19 protein-coding genes and 1 riboswitch are annotated in these 24,370 nt (G+C 56.2%); of the genes, 2 read left to right on the top strand and 17 right to left on the bottom strand.

The window, feature by feature from the left end; genetic code table 11:
* On the bottom strand, positions 1–258 hold the full coding sequence (locus AC0L8N_RS15360) for a DUF4212 domain-containing protein (protein ID WP_473668738.1): 258 nt from the start codon (positions 256–258) through the stop codon (positions 1–3).
* Between the two features lie 246 nt (positions 259–504).
* Here AC0L8N_RS15360 and AC0L8N_RS15355 point away from each other — a divergent pair, with 246 nt between their 5' ends.
* Positions 505–2,847 (top strand): xanthine dehydrogenase family protein molybdopterin-binding subunit, encoded by a 2,343-nt coding sequence (locus AC0L8N_RS15355; RefSeq protein ID WP_473668736.1) that lies wholly within the window; start codon positions 505–507, stop codon positions 2,845–2,847.
* Between the two features lie 451 nt (positions 2,848–3,298).
* Here AC0L8N_RS15355 and AC0L8N_RS15350 read toward each other — a convergent pair whose 3' ends face one another.
* Positions 3,299–6,241 (bottom strand): M16 family metallopeptidase, encoded by a 2,943-nt coding sequence (locus AC0L8N_RS15350; RefSeq protein ID WP_473668734.1) that lies wholly within the window; start codon positions 6,239–6,241, stop codon positions 3,299–3,301.
* A 169-nt stretch (positions 6,242–6,410) separates the two neighbouring features.
* Here AC0L8N_RS15350 and AC0L8N_RS15345 point away from each other — a divergent pair, with 169 nt between their 5' ends.
* Complete coding sequence (locus tag AC0L8N_RS15345) at positions 6,411–7,202, top strand: hydroxyacylglutathione hydrolase (protein ID WP_473668732.1); 792 nt, start codon at positions 6,411–6,413, stop codon at positions 7,200–7,202.
* On the opposite strand, the gene AC0L8N_RS15340 is transcribed toward AC0L8N_RS15345, so the two are convergent.
* The 15 genes from AC0L8N_RS15340 to AC0L8N_RS15270 all read right to left on the bottom strand — a co-directional run bounded on the left by AC0L8N_RS15340 (position 7,203) and on the right by AC0L8N_RS15270 (position 24,180).
* Positions 7,203–8,048: a phosphotransferase gene (locus tag AC0L8N_RS15340; RefSeq protein ID WP_473668730.1), complete on the bottom strand. Its 846-nt coding sequence runs from the start codon at positions 8,046–8,048 to the stop codon at positions 7,203–7,205.
* Entirely contained in the window at positions 8,045–8,608 is a 564-nt protein-coding gene (gene pnuC / locus AC0L8N_RS15335) for a nicotinamide riboside transporter PnuC (RefSeq protein WP_473668728.1), read from the bottom strand. Before pnuC ends, AC0L8N_RS15340 begins: the two co-directional genes overlap by 4 nt.
* Positions 8,609–8,665: 57 nt before the next feature.
* Positions 8,666–8,914, bottom strand: coding sequence for a YkoF family thiamine/hydroxymethylpyrimidine-binding protein (locus AC0L8N_RS15330; protein ID WP_473668726.1), 249 nt, complete (start codon positions 8,912–8,914; stop codon positions 8,666–8,668).
* Between the two features lie 2 nt (positions 8,915–8,916).
* Positions 8,917–9,306 (bottom strand): hypothetical protein, encoded by a 390-nt coding sequence (locus AC0L8N_RS15325; protein WP_473668724.1) that lies wholly within the window; start codon positions 9,304–9,306, stop codon positions 8,917–8,919.
* 22 nt (positions 9,307–9,328) lie between these two features.
* On the bottom strand, positions 9,329–11,026 hold the full coding sequence (locus AC0L8N_RS15320; protein ID WP_473668722.1) for a TonB-dependent receptor: 1,698 nt from the start codon (positions 11,024–11,026) through the stop codon (positions 9,329–9,331).
* A riboswitch (TPP riboswitch) is annotated at positions 11,022–11,154 on the bottom strand. (Overlaps the previous gene by 5 nt.)
* Before the next feature lie 63 nt (positions 11,155–11,217).
* Positions 11,218–12,081 carry an NAD(P)-dependent oxidoreductase gene (locus tag AC0L8N_RS15315; protein ID WP_473668720.1) on the bottom strand — a complete coding sequence of 288 codons (864 nt, stop codon included), beginning with the start codon at positions 12,079–12,081 and terminating at the stop codon, positions 11,218–11,220.
* Between the two features lie 85 nt (positions 12,082–12,166).
* Positions 12,167–13,342, bottom strand: coding sequence for an acyl-CoA dehydrogenase family protein (locus AC0L8N_RS15310; RefSeq protein WP_473668718.1), 1,176 nt, complete (start codon positions 13,340–13,342; stop codon positions 12,167–12,169).
* A gap of 37 nt (positions 13,343–13,379) precedes the next feature.
* Entirely contained in the window at positions 13,380–14,162 is a 783-nt protein-coding gene (locus tag AC0L8N_RS15305) for an enoyl-CoA hydratase/isomerase family protein (RefSeq protein ID WP_473668716.1), read from the bottom strand.
* Between the two features lie 10 nt (positions 14,163–14,172).
* Positions 14,173–16,347, bottom strand: coding sequence for a 3-hydroxyacyl-CoA dehydrogenase NAD-binding domain-containing protein (locus tag AC0L8N_RS15300; RefSeq protein ID WP_473670183.1), 2,175 nt, complete (start codon positions 16,345–16,347; stop codon positions 14,173–14,175).
* Between the two features lie 19 nt (positions 16,348–16,366).
* On the bottom strand, positions 16,367–17,575 hold the full coding sequence (locus AC0L8N_RS15295; protein ID WP_473668714.1) for an acetyl-CoA C-acetyltransferase: 1,209 nt from the start codon (positions 17,573–17,575) through the stop codon (positions 16,367–16,369).
* Between the two features lie 172 nt (positions 17,576–17,747).
* Entirely contained in the window at positions 17,748–18,404 is a 657-nt protein-coding gene (locus AC0L8N_RS15290; protein ID WP_473668712.1) for a TetR/AcrR family transcriptional regulator, read from the bottom strand.
* Positions 18,405–18,599: 195 nt separating this feature from the next.
* Positions 18,600–19,373 (bottom strand): SDR family NAD(P)-dependent oxidoreductase, encoded by a 774-nt coding sequence (locus tag AC0L8N_RS15285; protein WP_473668710.1) that lies wholly within the window; start codon positions 19,371–19,373, stop codon positions 18,600–18,602.
* On the bottom strand, positions 19,370–19,810 hold the full coding sequence (locus tag AC0L8N_RS15280) for a PaaI family thioesterase (RefSeq protein WP_473668708.1): 441 nt from the start codon (positions 19,808–19,810) through the stop codon (positions 19,370–19,372). The genes AC0L8N_RS15285 and AC0L8N_RS15280 overlap by 4 nt, the downstream gene beginning before the upstream one ends.
* Entirely contained in the window at positions 19,807–20,673 is an 867-nt protein-coding gene (locus AC0L8N_RS15275; RefSeq protein ID WP_473668706.1) for a peroxiredoxin family protein, read from the bottom strand. The genes AC0L8N_RS15280 and AC0L8N_RS15275 overlap by 4 nt, the downstream gene beginning before the upstream one ends.
* A gap of 63 nt (positions 20,674–20,736) precedes the next feature.
* Positions 20,737–24,180 (bottom strand): methylmalonyl-CoA mutase family protein, encoded by a 3,444-nt coding sequence (locus AC0L8N_RS15270; RefSeq protein WP_473668704.1) that lies wholly within the window; start codon positions 24,178–24,180, stop codon positions 20,737–20,739.
* Positions 24,181–24,370: the final 190 nt, after the last annotated feature.

The raw sequence follows: 24,370 nt of genomic DNA, 5'->3' as shown, positions 1-24,370 counted from the left end.
TCAGTCCTCGTGCACGTCGTACTTCTGATCGAGCTGATTCATTTTCCAGGCGTAGAAGAAAATCAGTGCGACGAATATGTAGATCGAACCTTGTTGTGCAAACCAGAATCCGAGGGGGAAGCCGGCAATCGTTACCTGATTCAATGGCTCAACCAGCAGAATGCCCAGCCCAAAGGAACAGGTAAACCAGACCAGCATGCATCCGGCCAGCACCTTGAGGTTAGCCCGCCAGTAAGCGGCGCGTTGTTTTGGCTTCATGATTAGGAGTCCGCCGTATGGTTGTTATTGTCACGGGACCCACAATCTAGCAAAGCAGCGAGTAATATTCACGATATGCTTCAAGCGCTGCGGCCTGCCACTGTACCGGCACATGCCCTGTGCGAATTCTGTTCACCCGAGCTCAGGCCAGAATGACACTGGCTCGCCAGACAGTGGATGGAGGATTGACAAATACGGTCGCCGCCCGCCGCTCATCAATTGAAGTCCACAGCAGCGGGACGCACAATGCGACCTGTTCCGGTCATTGTTTTCGAGGACGACGTGAGCAAGTTCAATACCGGCGAGGCAATTGCACGCAAAGAAGATCAGCGCTTCCTGACAGGCACAGGCCTATATACCGACGACATTGTTCTGGAAGGTCAAACATGGCTGCGTTTCTACCGCTCTCCATTCGCGCACGGAATAATCACCGAGCTTGACACCAGCGAAGCCAGCGCGATGCCCGGCGTACTCGCGGTATACACCGGACAAGATTTGCTGGCGGCCGGAGTTCGCGATGTCACCGGTGCCGCCATGCCCGATGGCAGCCGGAAGGCGCTCAAGCAACCGCCACTGGCGCGAGACCGGGTTCGCTACGTTGGCGAGCCGGTGGTGGCCGTCATCGCGGAAAGTGCCGCTGTCGCGCAGGCAGCGGCTGACAGCGTCCTGTTTGATGTCGACGAACTGCCCGCAGTGGTCACGCCAGGGGACGCATTGCGTAGCAGCTACTCCGCGATTCATACCGACCTCGACAGCAATCACTACGGCACGATGACTTACGGTGATCTGCAGCGAGTCGATGCCGTATTCAAGACCTCAGCAGAACGGGCAAGCATCGACGTCATTAACAACCGGGTCGCACCTGCTGTCCTGGAGCCGCGCGCCTGCAATGCCAGCTACAATCCCGACGATGGCAGCATGCTGGTCTACCAGGGCTGCCAGGGCGCTCATGCTGTGCGCGACCGCATTCTACGATCCGTCGACCTGGACAAGGACAAACTCCGGGTAATTTGCCCGGATGTCGGTGGTGGTTTCGGCCTGAAGTTCTTCCTGCAATGCGAAACGGTGGTTGCGGTATTCGCGAGCAAACAGCTCGGCCGGCCTGTTAAGTGGACTGCTGATCGTAGCGAGAGCTTCCAGAGTGATTTGCATGGGCGCGATCACGAAAGCCATGCTGAGATCGCGCTCGACAACAACGGCAAAATCCTCGCAATGCGCGCAACGATAAATGCCAATATCGGTGCATATTGCTCTCAGGCCGGTCCGATAATACCGTGGTTCGGCGCATGCATGTCCAGTGGTTGTTACGACATTCCGGCACTCCATGTCGCAATCAACATGATCGTAAGCAATACGGTTCCAGTTGACGCGTACCGCGGTGCTGGCCGACCAGAAGCTACCTACCTGATAGAGCGGTTGATGGATCGTGCGGCACGCAAACTCGGTATTACTCGCGATGAAATTCGGCGGCGAAATTTTATTGCGCCGGAACAGTTTCCCTACGTGACCGCTACCGGGCGGAGTTATGACTCCGGTCGCTATTGCGAAATCATGGACGCCGCGTTGCAGCGCGCTGAATGGGCTGGTTTCGAACTGCGCCGACAGGAAAGCCGGGATCGTGGTCTGTTGCGCGGCATCGGATTCGCAAGTTACGTCGAAATCTGTTCGGCTGCCGGCAGCGAAGAAACCCATATCGCGTTTCAGCAGGACGGGCGACTGGAATTGAAAGCAGGCACACAATCGACCGGGCAAGGGCACGAAACCAGTTATGCGCAAATCGTCGCCGCCGTTCTTGGAACTGGTATTGAGCAAATAGATTTGCTGCAGGGCGATACCCTGCTGGTACCAACCGGACAAGGCACCAACGGCTCACGGTCCCTCGCCATTGCAGGTTCCGCTCTGCATGTTTGCGCCGATCTCGTAATTATGGCAGGCAAACGAATGGCCGCCGCAACGTTCAACACGCCGATCGATCAGATCGACTTTAGCGATGGTCATTTTCAATCCCATGACGGCCGCCACAGAGCTCGCATGGCTGACATAGCGCTCGCGTCGTTTGACGATACTTTACGACCGACTGACGTGTTGCCCGGACTGGCGAGTCAGTACCGTTTCGAACCCGACGGGGGAACGTTCCCGAATGGCTGCCACGTCTGCGAAGTGGAAATTGATCCGGCAACAGGCGTGACTCGTATCCTGCGTTACACCGTTGAAGATGATGTCGGAGTCGTCATCAATCCGCTCCTGCTGGAAGGCCAGATAGTCGGTGGCGTTGCTCAGGGACTGGGCCAGGCACTGACGGAGCACGCCGTCTACGATCGTGACGACGGCCAGCTGCTGAGCGCCACGTTCATGGACTACGGGATGCCACGCAGCGACTGGGTGCCGGAAGTGGACTTCCGCTATCGGGAGGTGCCCTCTCCGCGCAATCCGCTCGGCGTGAAAGGCGCCGGTGAAGCCGGAACCGTGGGGGCCGCACCCGCACTGGTCAATGCGGTGATCGATGCGCTCGCGCCCAGCGGCGTCGAGAACCTCGATATGCCCCTGACGCCACAGACAGTGTGGCGAGCCTTGCAGAACGCTACCTGACGCAAGGCAAGGTGCCTCCGGCAGAAGCGCCCCTGTTCGACTACCAGCCGGCAAAAAAAAAGCGGCTCCTTGCGGAGCCGCCTGTTCCATCCTCAGAGCATGACGCTTGGCCTTGCCGTGCTTCCCCCGCCAAGTAGTGCCTGAAGGTGTTGTCCGGTCCGGCGTCTTTCGCAGTGTTGTGCAAAGGCGACGCCCGATGGCGGCAAAACTTCGCAGAATGTCGCGCCGTTGTCAATCAATCCGCCAGATTAGATGCCAATCTGGGAAGCGACGCTTTTTTTTGTGGTATTTCTGCTACAAGCTGACAGGGTCCACCCGGCGCCAACTCCACGGAATCAATGACTTGCCGAGCGTGAGTTCATATATGGCCGGTGTCACGAACCAGCTCCCGAGGCCGGGCCTCGACCCGCATTGCGCCATTTTGCGCAACCCGGGTCGAGAACAGACAGGCTTACTCGAACACTCTTGTCGCGTCGATCACGGTGACATCGTCGTCGTCAAAGACGATCGGCAATGCTTCGATCATGCGGTCTTCCGCGACAACGTCTTCGGGCTGAGCTGAATCGTAGGTCATCGGCGATGCGCGGCCTGAAACCAGGCGATCCCGAAGGTCATCCGCATCGCGACTGACGAATACGTATTGCATGTTGTCAGTGCGCAGGTTTTCACGGATGACGCGATTGACGTCAGCCAGCGTCATCGAGTCGAGCTCCTTGCGAACATAGTCGCTGAAGTCGTCGATGCCATAGAAACCACTGTCCAGCGCGTAACCCAGTTGCCGCGACTGGCCGTCCATCAGCAGACTGACGTACTTGGCAAGGTAGCTGCGGGTATTGACGAAGTCCTGCTCGCTCATGCCCTTCTCAATTAGAGTGTTCAGCTCAAACAGCGCCGTACGGGTCGCGAACTGTGCGTCATTGTTGTTGCGCAGCGGTCTGAGCCAGACCTGAAAAATCTGCTGCTGCCGGGCAAGGTTGGTGTCCGGCTGAAACTGGAACATGCCGCGTGGGAAATACTCAATGTAGGCGTAGTTACCGTAGTTCATGCCGCGGGTTTCGCGAATTCGACCGTACAACTGTCCCGTTGAGTTTCGGTGTTCGCCCAGCCACGAACGAACCAGCCAGAGTGCAACCCAATCCTTGTCACCCCGCTTCAGGTCAATGGGAAAACCGAACGAAACTGCAACTGACGTCGTTTCCTTGTCAACGATAACTGCCTTGTTGGCTGCCAGTGGCTTTGGCTGCGGCAGCTGCAATGACTGCCGGGTGCCCTTCGGTAACGCCTGCAGGTCGCTGCTCAGGCGAGCGGCAAACGTCTCCGGATAACCACCAGCCAGGCCCAGCGTGATATTGCGAATCGTGTAGTGCTGCCGATAGAAACGCTGCACATCGTCCAACGTCAGCGCGGCGATATCGGCACTGTGCCCTTCATTCAACGAACCATAGGGATGAGACGGCCCGTAAATCTGGCTGTAGAGCACTTCCTTACCCAGCTCCTCGTCATTGTTACCAACGAGGCTCGTGCGGACCGCATTGACCAGTTGGGTACGGACACGGTTGAAATCCTGCTCGCGCCAACCCGGGCTCAATAACTGACTGCTGGCAAGGCGGTACCAGACATCGAGATTGTCGCGATGTACCTGCCCCGACAAGCGGGTCATCTCCTTATCAACCTGGGCACTGAAACCGGAGGCAATCGGGTACATGGCCGCATTAATATCCTGAATACTGAACTCTTCCGAACCAGCATCCGTAAGCATCGCGGCCGTCAAAGCAGCCAGGCCCTTCTTGCCCGGCGGATCCATCGCAGCGCCGGAATGCACCAGTATCGAGACGTCGATAAGTGGCGACCCAGCAGACGGCTGTGCAACGATTTCAACCGGCACGGCAATGTCGGTGCTCACAGCATCCCTGCTCGTCAAGGCAGGCTTACTATCCGCAAGCTGCTCAGCCGGCGCCGCCGCGACCGGCCGAACCAGCTTGTCTATCGACGCCATACCGTCTATGCCGCCAATCTCCTCGTCATTCGACAAAGTTACGATGACCCGACCATCGTCAACAAAGTAACGATTCGCCACCTCAAGTATGGCCTCCGGCGTTAACGCATCGTAGCTGCGATACAGCGTACTGATGGTTTCCGGCGTCCGCTCGAATTGCACGAACGAGGCCAGAGTACTGCCAATTGCACCCGAGTTATCGAGGTTTGCAGTGAAGCCGTACTTCAACCTGGACTTTGTTTCCGCCAGTTTGCGTTCGGATACCGGCTCACTGCGTGCCGTTGCCAGCGTTTCACGAATCGCTTTCTCGACCGCTGCGGTCTGCGCCGCGTCTGTCAGACGTGCATAGACCATTAAAACGTTCGGGTCTTTACGGTTCGGAAAATACGTCAGCAATTGATCAACGGATTGCTCTTCCAGAACCAGCTTGCGGTACAACTCGGACGAGTCTGAGAAATAGATCGAGGAGATGACATCGATCGCCGGCATGTCGACCTTTTCCGGCTCAAAGGCTGGACCGCGGAAGCCAACCAACAGCCAGGGCTGTGTAGGCGCGTCCCATTTTATGTGATCGTATATCGGGCCGTTCAGCGGGCCTTCCTGCGGAATGTCGGCCACGTAGTCGCCCTGCTCCCATTTGCCCCAGTATTTCTCCACCATCGCAAATGTCGCGTCCGCATCCAGATCGCCGACCAGAATTACTGCGGTCTTCTCCGGGCGGTACCAGCGATCGAAGAACTGCTTCGAATACTCGAACTGCTCTGGCATCTGTTCGATGTCTTCAAGGAACCCCATGGTCGTGTGACTGTAAGTATGCGTCTTGAATGACAGGTCGCGGATCCGCTCATAGGCACGTGAGATGGGATTGGAAGAGTTCTTCAGGTATTCGCCTTTGACAGCGAGTGCTTCGGTCCGAAACACATCCTCGGAATAACTCAGGTTCATGAACCGGTCCGCCTCTACCTCGATGATCTTTTCCAGATCATCCTTGGTAAATACAGCGTGGTAGTTCGTGAAGTCATCAGTCGTATACGCGTTCTGGTTGGCACCCGCCTTCTTGTAGATGTTCAGGTACTCATCAGCCGGGTACTTCTCTGTGCCGCGAAACATCATGTGCTCGAAAAAATGTGCGAAGCCAGACTTACCGGGTTCAACTTCGTTGCGCGACCCTGTTTGCACGGGAACCTGAATAGTGACGATATCCGGGTAGTCCGTAGGAACGATAATCACGCGGAGCCCGTTATCGAGGTCTCGCTGCAGATAGGGCATGGAGAACACACCGTCGTTGGCAGCAGCCGCAACGTTGGCGGTAGCCGTTGCATCAGCAGGCGCTTCTTGTGCACCATTACAGGCAGCAAGAGCAAAGGCTGCCAGCAAAGCGATAGACACTTTCCTCATGTTACATTCTCCAATTGCAAATCAACGCCTGCACTATGACCGTGGCCGGGCAAACTGGTTGCGATTAAATCCGTCTGAACCTTGCCGCAGCTTACCTGCACGCATCGCGCACCTACAAGCCGGACTCTTACCATAACAAGGCTATTTCGACCGTACTGGAACTGACCGCATGATTATTGAACAAATCTGGACCGCCAACAGCCTCCGCAATTTCAATTATCTTGTCGCCTGTCCTGACAGCGGTGATGCGCTGGCTATTGACCCACTGGACTTCAAACAGTGCCTGACCGTCGCCAGCGATCACGGCTGGCGAATTACACAGATCGTGAATACTCATGAGCATGCTGACCACATTGGCGGTAACAAGGCGCTGGCCGCTGCAACCGGCGCCAAAATCATTGCTCATCGCAATGCCAGTGGCCGCGTGGCAGAAATGGCACGAGGCGTCGGCGCAGGCGATTGCATAAAGGTCGGTACGAGCATTGAACTGGAATGTCTGGATACACCGGGACATACAATGAGCCACATTTGCCTGCTGTCACGCACAGATCCGCCTGTACTCTTCAGCGGCGATACCTTGTTTAATGCAGGCGTGGGCAATTGTCATAACGGTGGACATCCCGAAGAATTGTACAAGACGTTCAATGAGCAGCTCTGCCAGCTACCCGACGAAACCATTATTTATCCCGGACACGATTACCTTGTGAACAACCTCCGCTTCACACTGGACCGCGAACCGGACAACCTCGACGCAAAAGCATTGCTCGATGAATGCGCTGATCACGACCCAGCGAATGCCAGCACAACAACGATCGGCGATGAGCGGCGCATCAATACTTTTTTCCGCCTGAATTCCCCAACCGTCGTCGCACGCCTGCTTGAAGCGTTCCCGCAGATGAGCACGGCAGCCGGCGAGAAAGAAGTGTTCTTGAAATTGCGGGAACTGCGTAATAACTGGTAGTTATTTAGCGTTGGCCCTGAGTCGCTCGGCAACCCTTGTCAGCTGTTGTGTCTGCCACTCATTCGGGTGACGCTGCTGTTGTAGTGAGAGCCACAACCATTGCACGGCATCGAACCGACGGCGTTGATCATTGAGCCTTGCCCTGCTCTCAGCCACGTCGGCTTCGCAATACGCGGTCAGCAGTATCTCTGCCAGTTCCGTACTGAGATTGTGCCAGTTAATGATGCTGGCAAGGTCAAAGTACGGGTCGTTGTCACGCGCGTACTCGAAATCGATAAGTTTGAGCGTCCCGTTGTCGACGATGTTGTCTGCGACCAGGTCATTATGGCAACACACTAGTTTGCTCGTCTGTATTGCGCGCTCGGCAATCCGTACGCACAGCGCTGCCTGAGACGAACTAGCCGTAGTGTGCTCCAATCGCGAACGGTAGTTTCGTGCGGCAATACCCGCATCATACTCAACCCCGCTCGGGGGCAAACTGTGCAAGGTCCTCAGTAATTTAGCCAGGCGGGAGAGATTATCCGGTACCTGCAGATCCTCGCTTCGCCACGACCGGCCCTCGGCAAATTCACTTAGCAACAAGCCGCTGTCTGGATTGAAAAACTCTACCGGCGCCGCAATGCCGAGGCGAGCCGCGCTCTGTTGAACCCGGCATTCCACAGCGTGGTCGCGCATGCCCGATTCATCGACCTGATCAACGACACGCAAGACGTAGCTTTGCGTAGCCGTAGCAACCCGGTAACTTCGATTGTTGTATCCGTGCGGCAGTGGCGTGATGGTGTAGCTCTTGTTCTGCCAGCCCGGAATGGAGGCGAGCAGACCCTGCACCGCACGCTCATTGTTCACGCTTTGGCCGTCTCGTTGTAGGAACGGATCCAGCTCCACAGTCCGAAAGGAATAAGCAGCAGATACAACGCAAACAACACCGAGGTCAGGTGCAGGTCGCGAGTCCAGTAGATCACCATGGAGGCGGCGTCAATAAGCAACCAGTACCACCAGTTCTCCAGCACCTTGCGCGCGACCAGGAACGTGGCCCAAACGGCACTCCATGTCGTCAGCGAGTCGATATACGGGAACACTGCGTCGGTAAACGTCTGTAGGAGATAGCCGCTCAAACCTGACAGCAAAATAATGCACGAAACGGCTATGCCGTGGGTCCCCAGGGACCAAACGACCACTGGAAGGGGCTCACTGTATCGTGCACCTTGTCGCCAGGAGTACCAGCCGTAGATCGCCATGGCGAGGTAGAACACGTGGAGCGCCGACTCCATGTAGAGTCGCGCATCGATAAATATCCAGACGTAGCACGCCGTACTGATTGCCGCGCAATACCAGCACCAGATGTTCTGGCGGATTGCCAGCAACAAGTAAGCAATCGCCAGAGCAACACTAATCAGTTCCAGCACCGAGAACGCTTGCAGCTCAGCCAGCAAGCTCCCGGCAATTGGTCCGGCAATGTAATGCTAGTCACCCAAGGGGTTGTTCAGAATCTTGATCGCAAATACGGCTTTCGGCAGTTGCTCGAAACTGGTCTTTATCTCAGCCTGCAACGCTGCCATAACGACGTCGAACTCCCCACGCAGTTGCGTACTCATCGGATTCATTCTGATCTCGACATCGTCGTAGGACCCCAGACGCTCAATCACATCTTTGATAGGCGGGATAAACTCTTCTGTCAACGGATACAGACTAATATCAACGGCTACTCGCATACCTAAAACCTCATGTCGAATGTAATACCTGCATGGCGAGGATCGCCCTGACGGATGTAAAGTGTTTCCGGAAAATCGGGCGGCTCGTTGCCGAAAAAGAAACCACGCACCGCGTAGGATTCATCGGTCAGGTTGCGCGCCCAGAGCTGCAGCGACCAACGCTCGGCGTTGAAGCCAACCCGCACATTGAGCAACTCATGCGCGGTTGATTTCTGATCATGACTCACATCAAAGTAAAACTCATCTCTTGCCGTCGCATCGAGTCGTGCAAACCAGCCCGATGGGTGCTGCCACAAACCGCCAGCCGCCAGTGTGTATCGCGGCGCGTGCGCCTGGTCACGACCACTCAAATTAACCTGCGGGGTTTCGAACTGGTCAAATTCCGCGCGCATCAAACCCGCATTCAGGTACAGCTCAAGCTGTCTCGCTTGCCTGGAAGTTCAGTTCGGCTTCAAGACCCAGAGTTCGGCCACTTGCCGCATTGTCCGTGTAGAAAATAAAAGACGTCGGGTCGTTAGGGACCAATTGAAAGGACGTCCGTACTTGTTGATCAACGCGCTTGTTGTAAAACAATACGGTGGAAATACTCAATGCATCGTTCAGCACACGACTGCGCATACCAATCTCTGCCGCCCACAATTGTTCACTACTAAATTCACGACGATCAGCCGGAACAGCTCCCAGGTTGAAGCCGCCGGCCTTGTAACCATTGGAAAGCCCCACAAACCCGGAGGTACTCTCAGTGAAGTCATGCCGATAGCGAAGCTCGCCGCCAAGCATCGATTCGGACGGACCGAGATTCAGGTCTGCCGAATCATTGTAGTCAGTACTCCTGCGCTCGCCACGCAATCCTATCGTCAACATGCCGGAGTCACCGATATCGATATCAAGCTCACCAAACAGTGCAGCAGTCACCGCCTCGAAACGGCCGGTGTAGCGATCATTGAGAGCAAGCGTGAAATCAAAAAAGGGATCGGCATAGTCTCCTGTGTTCAGCGTCGTCAGCTTTTCGTCGAGACGCATAACGTAGACGCCGAGCAGCCAATCGCTGCTGTCGTTGAACAAGCGACCATCCGCGCCTGATGCCAGCCGAAATTCCTGGCTGACGGTCTTGCGTTGCCGCTCACTGAATGACTCGTAGTCATAGGTATAGGGCGCCCAGACATCGTCGTTACCCCAGTCGCTGTCGAATGAATAGATCGCATCAGAATCTGCAGCCGACGTAATCGATGTAAAACTCACCCGGTCGGAACCGGACCATTCACTGCGGATCGCTGCACCAACACTGCGCTGCGCGTCTTTACCGGGGTTATCGGACTGCATGGTCAGCGAGTTGTCGATGGCAAAGGCATCGTAGCCATCGTCGATGTCACTGAATAACGTACTAAGGCGCACCGTCCAGTCGTCGTTGACCAGCCATTCCAGCTTGCCACGAACAGCGGATTCGCTACGCCCGTTGGTATCGTCGCGCTGCAGATACGCGTTGTCACGAAAGCCATTGCTCTTGTGATGTTGTGCCGCAATCCTGTAGCGCAGATTGTCGCTCGCCAATGGGCCACCGAACGCGACGCCAGCCGAGAACATGTCGTCATCGCCTGCGCTTAACTGCAAACGTCCCGAGCGTACGTCAGTTGGCTCGGCACTCTGTATGTACACGAGTCCGGCGAGTGCATTCGCACCGTAGCGTGTGCCTTGTGGGCCTCGCAGTACATCTATCTGCTGCACGTCAAACAACGTTGCTATGGTCGCCATACCGCTAAAATCGATATCGTCGATCAGAAAACCGACGGATGGGTTCGGCGCACCTTCGTACTGCTCGAGTTCACCAACGCCGCGTATCTGCAGGTAGCGCGCTCGATGGCCGTCGCCCGACCAGTTCAGGTTTGGCAGGCCCTGAATCAGCTCTTCGAAATGCTGAACAGCGGACTGCTCGATGGTTTGGCTATCCAGAACGCTGATAGATGGCGGCAGCTCGGCCGCTTTGCGCTCACGGAAATCGGCAACAACCGTAATTTCGTCAAGCGTTTCAGCAAAAGAGAGAGAGTTTACGAGAACAAACAGAAAACCAAGCGCTGCTGTTACCAGCCGCCCCTGGGGGGACTTGCTATACATTATGGAATCCTCTTCCTACGCCGGAATTACCCGGTTCAGGTTCTAAGGGTTCCCGCTATCCAGCCGAATGCTGGTACGGATCTCAGGCTGATGACGTTGACACGTCATGGCCACCCCTGTGACGGCCGCCACTATACCGCAGATGCCCACGAGTACAACAGTCCGGATTCCGTTACGTTGTCAGTGACGATTTACGGCTCAAGTCGTTTCAACAAGCTCGATGTATCCCAGCGCCGACCGCCCAGCGTTTCGACTTCGGCGTAGTAATTGTCAACCAAATGAGTCAATTCAAGACGCGCACCATTACGCTCTGCTTCCTCGAGCGCGATTTTCAGGTCCTTGCGCATCCATTCGACAGCGAAGCCGAAGTCGTACTTATCACCATTCATCGTTTCCCAACGATTCTCCATTTGCCAGGACTGAGCGGCACCTTTCGAAATAGCCCCTATCACCGCGGCAACGTCCAGCCCGGCGCGTTTCGCAAAATGCAGGCCTTCTGACAATCCTTGCACTATCCCTGCGATGCATATCTGGTTAACCATTTTCGCCATTTGTCCGGATCCCGTAGGACCAATAAGTGTGCATGCCTTGGCGTAACAATTAATCACCGGCAATACCCTCTCAAAGACCTCAGGCTCACCGCCCAGCATGATTGTTAACTGACCGTTCTCTGCACCGGCTTGTCCACCGGACAGTGGCGCATCGAGAAAATCGACACCGTGCTCAGCGGCGGCTGCGCTGACTTCGCGCGCCACTTCAGCAGAGGCAGTGGTGTGATCTACAATAATTGCGCCAGGCTTGCAGCCGTGAAGCGCACCACTTTCGCCGAGCAATACGCTACGAACATCAGCATCGTTGCCGACACAGGAAAAGACGATATCGGCAGCTGCGGCGGCAGCCTGCGGCGTTGTCTCGGAGGAACCGGGGTGCTGCTCAAGCCACGCCCGGGCCTTTTCCGGACTGCGGTTGTAAACGCAGACATCGTGGCCTGCTTTGGCCAGGTAGCCCGCCATCGGGAAGCCCATTACGCCGAGGCCCAAGAACGCCACTTTCATCGGATTGTCTCCTGCAGAACAGATCGCAGAAGACTACGGTCTCGCCAGTCGCATCGCAACGATTCACGGCGAATCAGGTCACTTTTTACTGATCTGCAGACCGTGATTTCTTCTTGCGTGGATCCAGCCCCATGGAGCGCGCAATAATTTCACGCATAACTTCTGAACTTCCGGCGTAGATTCTGGACACGCGCGCATTGAGGTACATGCGGCAAATCGGGTATTCATCCATGTAACCTGCACCACCATGTAGCTGCACGCCGTCGTCGGTCACGCGACCTTCCAGCTCACTGGTATACAACTTCGCTTTTGCGGCATCGTCGGCACTAAGAGTGCCTGCATTGTGTTCAAGTACACACTGATCTACGAAGGCCTGCGCAACGTCGATACCGGTTCGCATATCAGCGAGCTTGAAACGTGTGTTTTGAAAGTCCGCGACCGTTTTGCCGAAGGCCTTGCGTTCCCGTACGTAGTCCATGGTGGCGTTCAGAGCGGCCTCTGCATTGGCAAGGTAGCCGACCGCGCCCAACAAACGCTCCTCGGCCAGAAAATGCATCAAGTGATAGAAACCGCGGTCGAATTCTCCCAGCAGGTTTTGTTTCGGTACCTTGACGTTATTGAAAAATAACTCCGCCGTATCCTGGCTCTTCAGACCCATCTTCTGCAGGTTGCGCCCACGCTCGAATCCATCCATACCCCGTTCAACAACGAACAGACTGAGGCCGTGCCGCTTCTCCTGATTCGTGCGAGCAACTACGACGACCAGGTCGGCATTGATTCCGTTGGAGATGTAAGTCTTGGAACCGTTCAACAGGTAGTGATCACCCTGGTCCTCAGCGTGTGTACGTATGCCCGCCACATCACTGCCGGCACCCGGCTCAGTGATTGCAACAGCCAGTACATGTTCACCCGAGACACACTTTGGAAGCCAACGTTGTTTCTGTTCATCCGTCGCCAGTTCACCTATGTACGGCCCGACCAGTCGGCTGTGTAAGGTCATGAAGAAACCGGCATCACCAAAGTGTGCATTCTCTTCAATCAGAATTTGCTCGTAGCGAAAGTCCGCAACTCCAGCACCACCGTATTGCTCATCGGCCCACATCAGCAGCAGTCCTTGCTCGCCTGCCTTTTGAAATGCCTCACGATCGACGATACCCTGCTCTTGCCAACGATCCGAATGCGGGCCTATCTCCTTCTGCATGAAGCTGCGTACGGAGTCCCGAAACATTTCGTGTTCGTCGTCAAATATTCGTCGAATCATAATCTAGACCTCAGCAGAAAAACTGGCCGCCACAGAATTACTTGCCTTTGAACGCAGCCTGGCGCTTTTCGAGAAACGCGGAAATTCCTTCTTCGCAGTCCTCACTGGCACGCAAGTCACGCTGCGCCGGCGCTTCGACGTCGAAGGTACTGGCCCAATCCGACGCGGCCGCCAAACGCATTGCTCTCTTTGTAGCCGCCAGCGAGAGCGGAGCACGGGCTGCCAACGAGTGCGCCCATTCTTCCGCAGTCGCCAGCAGACTGTCAGCCGGCGCTGTGCGGTTTGCGAGACCCAGCTCCACGCATCGCTGAGCATTAATTCGTTCCGACTCAACGCTCAACTGAAATGCACGCCGGTAACCCAGCTGACTTACCAGCAGCCAATTGAGTCCGCCATCGGGAACCAGTGAAATGGTTGTGAATGGCGATAACAGGAAAGCATTGTCTGCAATAATCATGAGGTCACATGCCAAGGCAAAGGACATTCCTATCCCGGCCGCGGAGCCACCGACGGCCGCTATGACGGGCTGCGGCATTGACGCAATGCATTCGAACACCGGCCGATATTCGCTCTGCAAGAGCTCTTCAACGTTCTTGTCCGAATCGTTGTGCGCTTTCAGGTCAGCGCCAGCACTGAAAGACCTGCCCTCACCGGTTAACACCACTGCTCGCACAGATTCGTCCGCCGCCGCATGTTCGAATGCCTTATGCAGATCAAGCCGCAAGGCGGTATTGAACGAGTTCATTGCCTCCGGGCGTGACATCGTGATGGTCGCAACGGGGCCATTCTGGCTGTATTTCACTGTTTCAAGGTTTAGCATTTTCTGTTCCTCAAGCGGCATTTCGGCCTGTCTTTTCGTCGTCACCCGGGTAGTACAGCTCGCCCTTTTCGGCCATGGACCTTAGGCTCGCTGGCACCGAAAAACGCACACCATACACGTCCGCGAGTTGATCTGCTCGGGCGACAAATGCCTTCAGGCCGACCGTTTCTATGTAGGAAATCGTACCGCCGGTCCACGGCGGGAATCCCCAGCCAAACACCGAACCAATGTCTGCATCGGCAGGATGAGTCACCACCTTTTCATCCAGACAACGCACGGTATCCAATGCCTGTGCGTAGAGCAGGCGGCTACGAACCTCCTCTGCACTGGGCTGTATTGTTGCCAATGGAAAATGTTCAGCAAGACCTGGCCACAAGTATTTCTTGCCTTCACTCGGGTATTCGTAGAATCCTTTCCCGAAGCGTTTGCCTTTTCGATCAAGGTCGATCGCAAACTTGCGTATAACCTCGTCGGCAGGCAAAGCGACGTAAGCGTCGCCGAGATCCTTTTTGCTTTGCTCGCCAACGTGATAGCTGAGCTCCAGCGAGACCTCGTCAGTTACTGCCAACGGGCCCACCGGCATACCGGCATTGCGAGCGACGTTCTCAATCAGTGCCGGACTAACGCCTTCTGCCAACATTGCGATTCCTTCGCGCGTGTACACGCTGAACACACGGCTGGTGTAAAAGCCACGACTGTCATTGACGACGATCGGCGTTTTGCGAATCTGCTGGATGTAATCCAGCGCCTGAGCTATGGCAACGTCGGAAGTTTTGTCGCCGACGATAACCTCGACCAGTGGCATCTTGTCCACCGGTGAGAAAAAGTGAATGCCAATGAACTGGCTCGCTCGTGCCGATGCTTCCGCCAGACCGGTGATAGGCAAGGTTGATGTATTCGACGCAAAAATCGCATCTTCGGCCATAACCGCTTCGGCGCGCCTGGTTACATCAGCCTTGATATCCCGGTCCTCAAATACCGCTTCGATAACCAGTTCGCAGCCATTCAACAGCGAGAAGTCGGTCCCGGTCTGTATCCGATTCAACAGCGCTTCCGCTTGCTCGCTGTTCGTGCGGCCACGCTCAAGCTGCTTGTTGAGCAAACTTCTTGAGTAATCCTTGCCCTTGTCCGCTTTCTCGTCCGAGGTATCGAGCAGAACAACCTCGATACCGGCCTTCGCTGACACATGGGCAATACCGGCACCCATCATGCCCGCTCCAAGGACCCCCAGTTTGCTTACCTCGCGACGCGGCGGTTCGGCAGGTCGGCGTACCAGCTTGTCCGCTGCACCTTTATTAACAAACAACGTTCGCATCATGTTGCGTGAAACGGGGCTCATTAACAGTGATACAAAATACTTGGTCTCGACGTCCAGCGCCTTGTCGATAGGCAGCACAGTACCCTCGTAGACAGCAGACATAATCGCGAGCGGCGCCGGGTAATTGTGCTTGGTCATTTTCTGCATCAGCGCGCTGCCGACCACAAGGGTTTGTACAGCTTTGGGGTGCATAAGACCCGCGCCGCCCGGCACTTTAAAGCCCTTCTTGTCCCACGGCTGCTCAGCGACGCCTTCCTGCAATACCCATTGACGGGCCGCTGCTACTTCCTCGCCGGGAGCAACGACCGCATTCACGATACCGGCCTCATGCGCTTCACCCGGCGACAGGTGTTTGCCTTGTGTAATCAGTTGCAGCGCCGCCTCGATACCGATCATCCGCGGCAATCGCTGAGTACCGCCGCCACCAGGCAACAAACCTACCTGCACCTCCGGCAGACCCAGTTTCGTGCGTGGCTGGTCGGCTACCACCCGGTAATGGCAGGCAAGAGCCACTTCGAGACCGCCACCCAGCGCCGTACCATTGATCGCTGCGGCTACGGGTTTGCCGCAGGTTTCGATGGCTCTCAGCGCTTTCTGCAAATTGCTGCACCAGCCGTAAAGCTTGTGCACGTCCGCTTGCGACGAGTACGCATTCACAAGGTCGTGAAGGTCAGCCCCGACCATGAAGGCATCCTTACCCGAGGTGATTACGGCGCCTTTGACATCCGGATTGCTGCCTATGCGTTCGGCGGCGCTCGCAATGTCCTGCAGAAATTCAGGCGTCATTACATTCATCGGGCGCCCTGCAACATCTATTGTCAGCAGCGCTACACCGTCGTCATCGAGTTGCCAGTTTATGGTTGTCATTTCGGTCATGCCAGATCTCCTAAACGCGCTCGATGATGGTTGCTGTACCCATACCGCCGCCAACACATAAATTGACCAACGCCGTGTTGAGGTCACGCCGTTCAAGTTCGTCCAGTACGGTCCCCAGTATGATGGCGCCGGTGGCACCGAGCGGGTGGCCCATCGCGATGGCACCGCCATTGACATTGATCTTGTCGTGATCGATGTTGAGCCGCTGCATGAACAGCAACACGACCGACGCGAACGCCTCGTTCAACTCAAACAGATCAATGTCGCTGGTGGTCATGCCACAGCGCGCAAGCACTTTCTCGGCAGACGGAGCCGGCCCCGTCAGCATGATGGTCGGGTCGGTACCAATCGACGAGAAGCCGCGTATGCGTGCACGCGGTTTTAAACCCAGTGCCTTGCCCGTCCCGGCATTGCCGATCAGCACAACTGCAGCGCCGTCGACGATACCGCTTGAGTTGCCACCGGTGTGGACATGCTCGATCGACTCGACTTCCGGGTAACGTTGCAGTGCGACATCATCGAAACCGGCCTGCTGACCCAGTATTTCAAAAGCCGCTTTCAATGCGCCAAGGTCGTCGACGGTGGTACCCGGGCGCATGTGCTCGTCACGCTCCAGCAGCGGCAAGCCCAGCTGGTCATGAATCGTGGCAATGGAGTTGCTGAACCAGCCCTGCTCCCAGGCATGAGCTGCCCTGCGCTGGCTCTCGACGGCATAGCTGTCCACGTCATTGCGGGAGAAGCCGTATTTGCTGGCTATCAGGTCCGCGCCGATACCTTGCGGTGCAAAATACGTCTTGTACGCAATCGCCGGATCCGCATGCATGGCGCCTGAATCGGCACCCATCGGCACTCGCGACATACTTTCAATACCCCCACCGATGGTGAGATCCGACTGGCCGGCCATGACCTGTGCTGCGGCGGAATTGACGGCCTCCAGTCCTGAAGCGCAAAAGCGATTGAGTTGCTTGCCGGGCACTGTCAACGAGTAATCAGCATTGAGTACCGCCGTTCGCGCAATGCAAGCCCCCTGTTCACCCACCGGCGAAACACAACCCAGCACGACGTCATCGAGGTAAGACGTGTCCAGGCTATTGCGCTCGCGCAATGCAGTCAGAACCTGGGTCATCAAATTGACAGGCGTCACTTCGTGCAATGCACCGTTCGGTCGGCCGCGACCGCGTGGGCTGCGTACATGGTCAAAAATATAGGCATCTGCCATGGCTGTAATCCTGTTTCAGAGTGAAGTTCTGTTGGCTTGCTTGAATCTCGTTGTCATACCGCTGACTGCCATTGCCACTGGCAGCTTTTTTTCAGGCCTGAGCGCAGCAACCGAGCAGCCACTCGCAATTGCGGTCAGGAATTGACGTTGTTGCAGACACTATCGTCTACAGCTAAGTCCCCGTCGCCGAAAGAGAGCGGCGCAAATGCAGCTTCATGTCTTCATTTGCTTTGCAAAAATCAACCGCGTCCGGATCAATAACCCACAAGTAAGTCATCCCCGATATATAGGCTATGTATTGCGCGGCTACGCTCTGCGGATCAGTCCCTTTGCGAATGCTGTTATCGGCGATACCCGCACGTACCCAGTCAGCAACATCGTTCTGTTGACGTTGGTGTATTGACCGCGAGGTCTCGCGGTATTCGGACGTGGGGCTTGCCGCACCACAATAAAGAATATGCAGAACCCGGGCTTCGCGCGGCCAATCTGACAGGAAACGGAAGAATGCATCTAACGCCGCGCACATGGCGTCGACACCGGAGAGATCGCCCGCACCCTCGCGCAGGTAGGTCAGCCAGCGACGCGATATTGACTTGCAAACGGCGTCGTAAAGGCCCGCCTTCGAGCCGAATCGGTAGGTTGCGAGGCCGCGACTGTAGCCGGCCTTTTCACCGATTGCCGCGAGCGTGGTCTTTTCAGTGCCGCGCTCCAGAATCAGGTCGATGGCCGCTTCCAGCATGGCGCTGTCCGACTGGGCGCTGCGCTCCGCTTGTGTACGGTTACCGCCGGCCGCATTGGCCGTCAATTCAGCCATTGCCGCTGCGCTCAAAGTTCTTACGTATCAGTAACTTGCTCAAATTTGTAAATACTTGCTGACAACAAGCAAGTGAGTATACCGACGCTTCCGGCGATGAACAAGCCGCGCGCAGGGGGGGCCAAAGGAATACCGGGCCGCAGACCGCAGGCCCCGGGTATCGATCAGGATCAGGGGACCGGATGGCCGGCCGTTATGCCGGTGAAGCGCTCAGAGTGAACTGCAGAGGTGCCCGCCATCCACGGTGATCGTGCTGCCGCTCATGTAGCTGCCTGCGTCGGAAGCCAGTAACAGCAATGGACCGTCGAGTTCAGACAAAGCTCCGCTGCGGCGCAACGGCACCTGCTCCAACATCGCCTGCCCCGACGGTGAACTCAGAAAACCGGTATTGATCTCGGTTTCGAAATAGCCTGGCGCGATGGAGTTAACCCGTATTCCGTACCGCGCCCACTCAAGCGCCATGGTCTTGGTCAGGTTCACGACGCCGCTCTTCGCCGCGACATAAGACCCCAGCGTCTTGCTGACGCGAAAGCCCAGAATCGACGCGATATTAATAATGCTGCCGCCGTGGCCGCGTTCCAGCATCCGGCGAACGGTTGCTTGAGCCACCAGAAACACGCCCTTGAGGTTCGTATCAACCACCGCATCCCAGTCGGCCTCGCTTAGTTCGGCGAGAAAACCCGTACGACTGATGCCCGCGTTGTTGACGAGAATATCGACAACCTGCCCGGCGCCATCGAGCTCAGCAAAGCATTGCCGCACCGACTCGCCATCCGTCACATCCAGCGATACGCACAGTGCTTCGCCGCCAGTCTTAGCCACCAGGCTGCGCGTTTCCTCGAGTTTCTCCGCGCGTCGTGCGGCCAGTACAACTTTCGCGCCGGCCGATGCCAACGTCATGGCGAACTGTCGGCCAAGACCGCTACCTGCACCGGTGATCAGCGCAGTCTTGCCGTCGAGCCGGAACCGGTCAGTCGTGTTCATCCTGCGTGCGCCGCGTGTTCACGCTGTTGAGGCTTGTACGTGCCCGTTGCGGTTGCGCAAAGTGTCCGGTTGTCGGGATCAAATAACTTGGCCTGGGCAAAAAACAGGGTGTTGGTCCGCCGAATGAGCTCGCCTTCCGCAATCACCGTCCGACCACGGTGCGGAGCCATGAAATTGCAGTTGAGATTGACCGTTACGGAAACGTATTCACCGGAGCCGCCGAAACTGCCGCAAACAGCCCCTGCAATATCCAGCAGCGAGGCAATCACGCCACCGTGCAAGTATTTAACGGAATTGCGGTGATCATCACGCACCGGCATTTCCAGACGAACGAAACCGTCCTTCCAGCTAAGCAGGCGAAAACCGAGAAACTGCAGGTACGTTCCTTCGTACAGCGTGGGGTTATCGAGAAAACTCTTCGGCGTCTGTTCGTTCATTGTGCGATCGCTCCGGTTCTGCGCAATATCGCCAGGAAAATATCCGGTTCCGGGCGAAGTCGGTAATTGTCAGTCTGATCCGAGTAGATGATAGTACCGCGCGAATTCGCCACCACCACCGTCGGCATGACCGTATCTGCATCATAGCCTCGCGCGTAGCCAACGGGAACGCCATCCCGTACCGCGATATCCAGCTCTCGAGCGATGCGATTGTCCTTATCCACCCAATACTGAAACGGTGCCGGATTGCTTTCGGCCAGCGCCCGGCTGTGACTGTCCGCTTGCGGACTGATCAGCACAACGTTTGCACCCAGTTGCTCGAACTCGGATTGAAAGCCGCTCAGTTCCGCGACCTGCGCAACGCAGAAAGAACACCAGTTGCCGCGGAAGAACACGAGTACCGCAGGCTTGCCGTGTAAATCGGTGCTACTCACCGGTTTGCCATCGATATCCATCGCCGTAAAAGCAGGCAGGCTGCTGCCGACGTCCAGCTTGCCACTGGCGATGCGGCCATACCGCGAGTACCAGAAGACATAGAGCAGCAGCAATATCAGCGCGCCCACGGCGACCACCAACGGCAACCAACCGACGACGCCTTCAAACAACCACTCCCATGCTGCGAGAAATGCCCCACAACACGAAATGAACCAGGCTAACGGTGCGTTCTCCGCCGCGCGGGCGGGTTTGGCAAGCAGTAAATGTGCGTGGACCAGCGGCAACGGCAGGGACGCTATGGCGGCACCCGCCCATGCGAACCTGTCCGCCTCGCCACGCAAAGCCATGATTAAGGACACGAGAAACAACAAAACGGAAACGCCAATCGCTGGCAAAAGGTACAGCGATTTAAATTTAGCCCTGACCACCAGACACTCTCTCCCGTAATTTCGACCAGTCGGCCACTGCCGCCTGGTGCCGGAAACGAAGTGTTACATATTGCGGCGGTACTCGCCGCCCACTTCGTAGAGGGCCGCAGAAATCTGGCCCAGAGAATTGGATTTGACCGTCTGCATCAACTCCTCAAACACGTTGCCGCGCGCGCGAGCCACACTCTGCAACTGCAGCAGCGCCGCTTCGCTCGCGTCACGGTGGGTTTCCTGAAAGGCACGAACGTGGGCGATCTGATCACGCTTCTCGTCATCCGAAGACCGAATGAGTTCCTGCTTGTGGACTTCGTCTTCGTGCCCCTTCTTTGGCAGGAAGGTATTGACGCCGATCAAGGGGTAGCTGCCGTCGTGCTTCTTGCTTTCGTAGTAGAGGCTTTCATCCTGAATTTTGCCACGCTGATACATCGTATCCATGGCGCCAAGCACACCACCCCGTTCTGAAATTCGCTCGAACTCCTTGTAAACCGCTTCCTCCACCAGCTCGGTCAGTTCATCAATGATGAACGAACCCTGCCATGGGTTTTCGCAAAAATTGAGGCCCAACTCGCGCGATATAATCAACTGAATTGCCACAGCGCGGCGAACCGAGTGCTCGGTAGGCGTTGTGATGGCTTCGTCGAACGCGTTGGTATGCAGGCTGTTGCAGTTGTCGAACAAGGCATAGAGAGCCTGCAAGGTGGTCCGTATATCGTTAAAGCTGATTTCCTGTGCATGCAGGCTACGGCCCGACGTCTGCACGTGGTACTTGAGCATCTGTGAGCGCGCACTTGCGCCATAGCGTTCGCGCATGGCTCGAGCCCAGATTCGGCGCGCGACTCGACCTATGACGGTGTACTCGGGGTCCATACCGTTCGAGAAAAAGAAACTCAGGTTCGGCGCAAACTCGTCGATCTGCATACCACGAGCGAGATAGTACTCAACGATGGTGAAGCCGTTCGACAAGGTAAACGCGAGCTGGCTGACCGGGTTCGCGCCGGCCTCGGCAATGTGATAACCACTGATTGAGACACTGTAGTAATTGCGAACATTGTGATCGATAAAATACTGCTGCACATCGCCCATCATTTTCATCGCGAATTCTGTCGAGAAAATACAGGTATTCTGCGCTTGATCTTCCTTCAGTATGTCCGCCTGGACCGTGCCACGAACCTGACTCATTGTGCGTTCGCGAATTCTCGCATAGACCTCAGGTGCAACCAGCTGGTCACCGGAAATACCGAGCAATGGCAGACCAAGACCGTCATTCCCGGCCGGCAGCTCGCCAACGTACTCAGGCCGCTGACGACCTTCGAACCAGCGATTGATTTTTTCTTCCGCCGCTGCCCATTCGCCATTCTCCTTCAGATAGATTTCGACCTGCTGGTCAATCGCGGTATTCATAAAAAACGCGAGGATCATCGGAGCAGGTCCGTTGATGGTCATCGAAACCGACGTTGTCGGCGCACACAGGTTGAAACCGGAGTACAGCTTTTTCATGTCGTCGACTGTGGCTATCGAAACGCCGGAGTTGCCAACCTTGCCGAAAATATCAGGACGTTCGTGCGGGTCTTCGCCATACAGGGTGACCGAATCGAAGGCCGTGGAAAGACGCGCCGCCTCCTGCCCCTGAGACAAATAGTGAAAACGGCGATTGGTACGCTCCGGCGTGCCTTCACCGGCAAACATACGTGTCGGGTCTTCACCGAGGCGGCGATAGGGATAGACGCCACCGGTATAGGGATAGGCACCCGGCAGGTTCTCCCGCATCAGGAATGACAGCGTCTCACCCCAATCCCGGTAATCTGGCGGCGCAATCTTCGGAATCTTTTGGTGACTAAGACTTTCACTGTAATTCTGGCCACGAATTTCCCGACCACGTACTTCGTAGCTGTACTCATCGGCACGCACAGCATCGCGACGCGCCGGCCACTCGCGCAGCAATGTGAGGGCTTCCGATGACAGGTCATTGAGCAGCGCCTGGTAGCGTTGCCGTAGTGTCAGCAGCGAGCGGTCCCCGCCGGTAGTCAGCGCATCGGTCGGGTACGCGGCCAACGGCTCCGGCAACAATTCGTCATTTAATAACTTCAACGCTTCGTACAAATGCTGCAGTTCACTTGCCGCCGCAGCCTGCGTCTCTATCGATGAATTGATTGACCTGCCCTGCTCGGCAATCTCGGCGAGATAGCGAATGCGGGCGCCAGGAATAACCGCCATCGCGCGGGGTTCTTTCAGGGCGACGTCAACGTCCGGTGACCACTTGTCAGCATCCAATGACAGCTTGCTACTGAGTCGCCTGCACAGTTCGACAAACATCCAGCTGACACCCGGGTCACTGAACTGACTCGCAATGGTGGGGTAGACCGGTACTTCTTCATCACTAACCTGAAAACGCACGTGGTTGCGTTTCCATTGTTTGCGGATATCACGCAATGCATCTTCCGCACCGCGCTTGTCGTATTTGTTCAGCACAATCAGATCGGCAAAATCCAGCATGTCGATTTTTTCCAGCTGGCTCGCGGCGCCGTAGTCGCTGGTCATCACGTAGACCGAAAAATCGACATGATCGACTATCTCGCTGTCGCTCTGACCAATACCCGCGGTCTCAACCAAAATGAGGTCGTAGCCCAGTGATTTCAGAAACAGGATGTGATCAGCCAGCATCTTGCTGGTCGCCAGGTGTTGCCGGCGGGTAGCGATCGAACGCATGTACACGCGATCCGAGCGCAAGGAATTCATACGAATGCGGTCGCCAAGCAAAGCACCACCGGTACGGCGGCGAGTCGGATCAACCGCCAGTACCGCTATTCGCATAGCCGGAAACGACGCGAGAAATCGATTCAGAATCTCGTCCGTTACACTGCTCTTGCCTGCGCCACCGGTTCCTGTAATGCCGATAACGGGCACCTGACCCGTACGCATTTGCCACTCGCGACGCAGAGCCGCCATACCCGAGTCGTCATACACGTCTTCTTCGATGGCCGACATCATGCAAGCAATGTCGCTCATTTGGTCCGGATTGATACTGGCAGGCGGGCTTGTCTCCCGACGGCCATCGACTGTACGTTGTATGAGGTCGTCAATCATGTCGCCAAGCCCCATCGACATGCCGTCATGAGGGTGATAGATGCGATCGACACCGTACTTCATCAGCTCGTCAATCTCTTCTGGCGTGATGGTTCCACCTCCACCACCAAAAACCCTGATATGCGACGCGCCGAGGTCTCGCAGCCGGTCAATCATGTAACGAAAAAATTCGTTGTGCCCGCCCTGGTACGAACTTATCGCAATACCGTCAGCATCTTCCTGAATAGCAGCGCGTACAATGTCGTCAACGCTGCGATTGTGGCCGAGGTGGATGACCTCCGCGCCTTTCGCCTGAATCAAACGGCGCATGATGTTGATCGCCGCATCGTGGCCGTCAAACAGCGAGGCAGCCGTGACAAACCGGAGTGGTGCCCTGGCAAGCTTGCCGGAAGCCTGTGGCAAATCGGTGGCAGCAGTACTCATGGGGAGAGAACCTCTTTTTGGCAGCAGAACCACCTGCAGTGTTGATAATTGTTATTTAAATTCAGTCAGTTCTGGCATTGCATAAATTCTAATGGTGATTAAAATAATGCAGCTAACGGCAGAACTCAAGTCTCAGTCGCCAACCACTCCGGAGCATGCGGCGGGACGCCCCGCCTGCAGCAACAGGAAA

The organism is Woeseia sp. D3-10 (assembly GCF_055809415.1).
Note: the sequence above shows the minus strand (reverse complement) of the source record. Positions and strands in the feature narration are given on the sequence as shown.

Bases quoted from the DNA above. Each gene is read 5' to 3' on its own strand.
- AC0L8N_RS15305 (WP_473668716.1), bottom strand. From the start codon at position 14,162: ATGCTAAACCTTGAAACAGTGAAATACAGCCAGAATGGCCCCGTTGCG.
- AC0L8N_RS15270 (WP_473668704.1), bottom strand. From the start codon at position 24,180: ATGAGTACTGCTGCCACCGATTTGCCACAGGCTTCCGGCAAGCTTGCC.
- AC0L8N_RS15295 (WP_473668714.1), bottom strand. From the start codon at position 17,575: ATGGCAGATGCCTATATTTTTGACCATGTACGCAGCCCACGCGGTCGC.
- AC0L8N_RS15300 (WP_473670183.1), bottom strand. From the start codon at position 16,347: ATGACAACCATAAACTGGCAACTCGATGACGACGGTGTAGCGCTGCTG.
- AC0L8N_RS15315 (WP_473668720.1), bottom strand. From the start codon at position 12,081: ATGAAAGTGGCGTTCTTGGGCCTCGGCGTAATGGGCTTCCCGATGGCG.
- AC0L8N_RS15325 (WP_473668724.1), bottom strand. From the start codon at position 9,306: ATGCGCGCGGAATTTGACCAGTTCGAAACCCCGCAGGTTAATTTGAGT.
- AC0L8N_RS15345 (WP_473668732.1), top strand. From the start codon at position 6,411: ATGATTATTGAACAAATCTGGACCGCCAACAGCCTCCGCAATTTCAAT.
- AC0L8N_RS15360 (WP_473668738.1), bottom strand. From the start codon at position 258: ATGAAGCCAAAACAACGCGCCGCTTACTGGCGGGCTAACCTCAAGGTG.
- AC0L8N_RS15320 (WP_473668722.1), bottom strand. From the start codon at position 11,026: ATGTATAGCAAGTCCCCCCAGGGGCGGCTGGTAACAGCAGCGCTTGGT.
- AC0L8N_RS15310 (WP_473668718.1), bottom strand. From the start codon at position 13,342: ATGATTCGACGAATATTTGACGACGAACACGAAATGTTTCGGGACTCC.
- AC0L8N_RS15285 (WP_473668710.1), bottom strand. From the start codon at position 19,373: ATGAACACGACTGACCGGTTCCGGCTCGACGGCAAGACTGCGCTGATC.
- AC0L8N_RS15355 (WP_473668736.1), top strand. From the start codon at position 505: ATGCGACCTGTTCCGGTCATTGTTTTCGAGGACGACGTGAGCAAGTTC.
- AC0L8N_RS15350 (WP_473668734.1), bottom strand. From the start codon at position 6,241: ATGAGGAAAGTGTCTATCGCTTTGCTGGCAGCCTTTGCTCTTGCTGCC.
- AC0L8N_RS15330 (WP_473668726.1), bottom strand. From the start codon at position 8,914: ATGCGAGTAGCCGTTGATATTAGTCTGTATCCGTTGACAGAAGAGTTT.
- AC0L8N_RS15280 (WP_473668708.1), bottom strand. From the start codon at position 19,810: ATGAACGAACAGACGCCGAAGAGTTTTCTCGATAACCCCACGCTGTAC.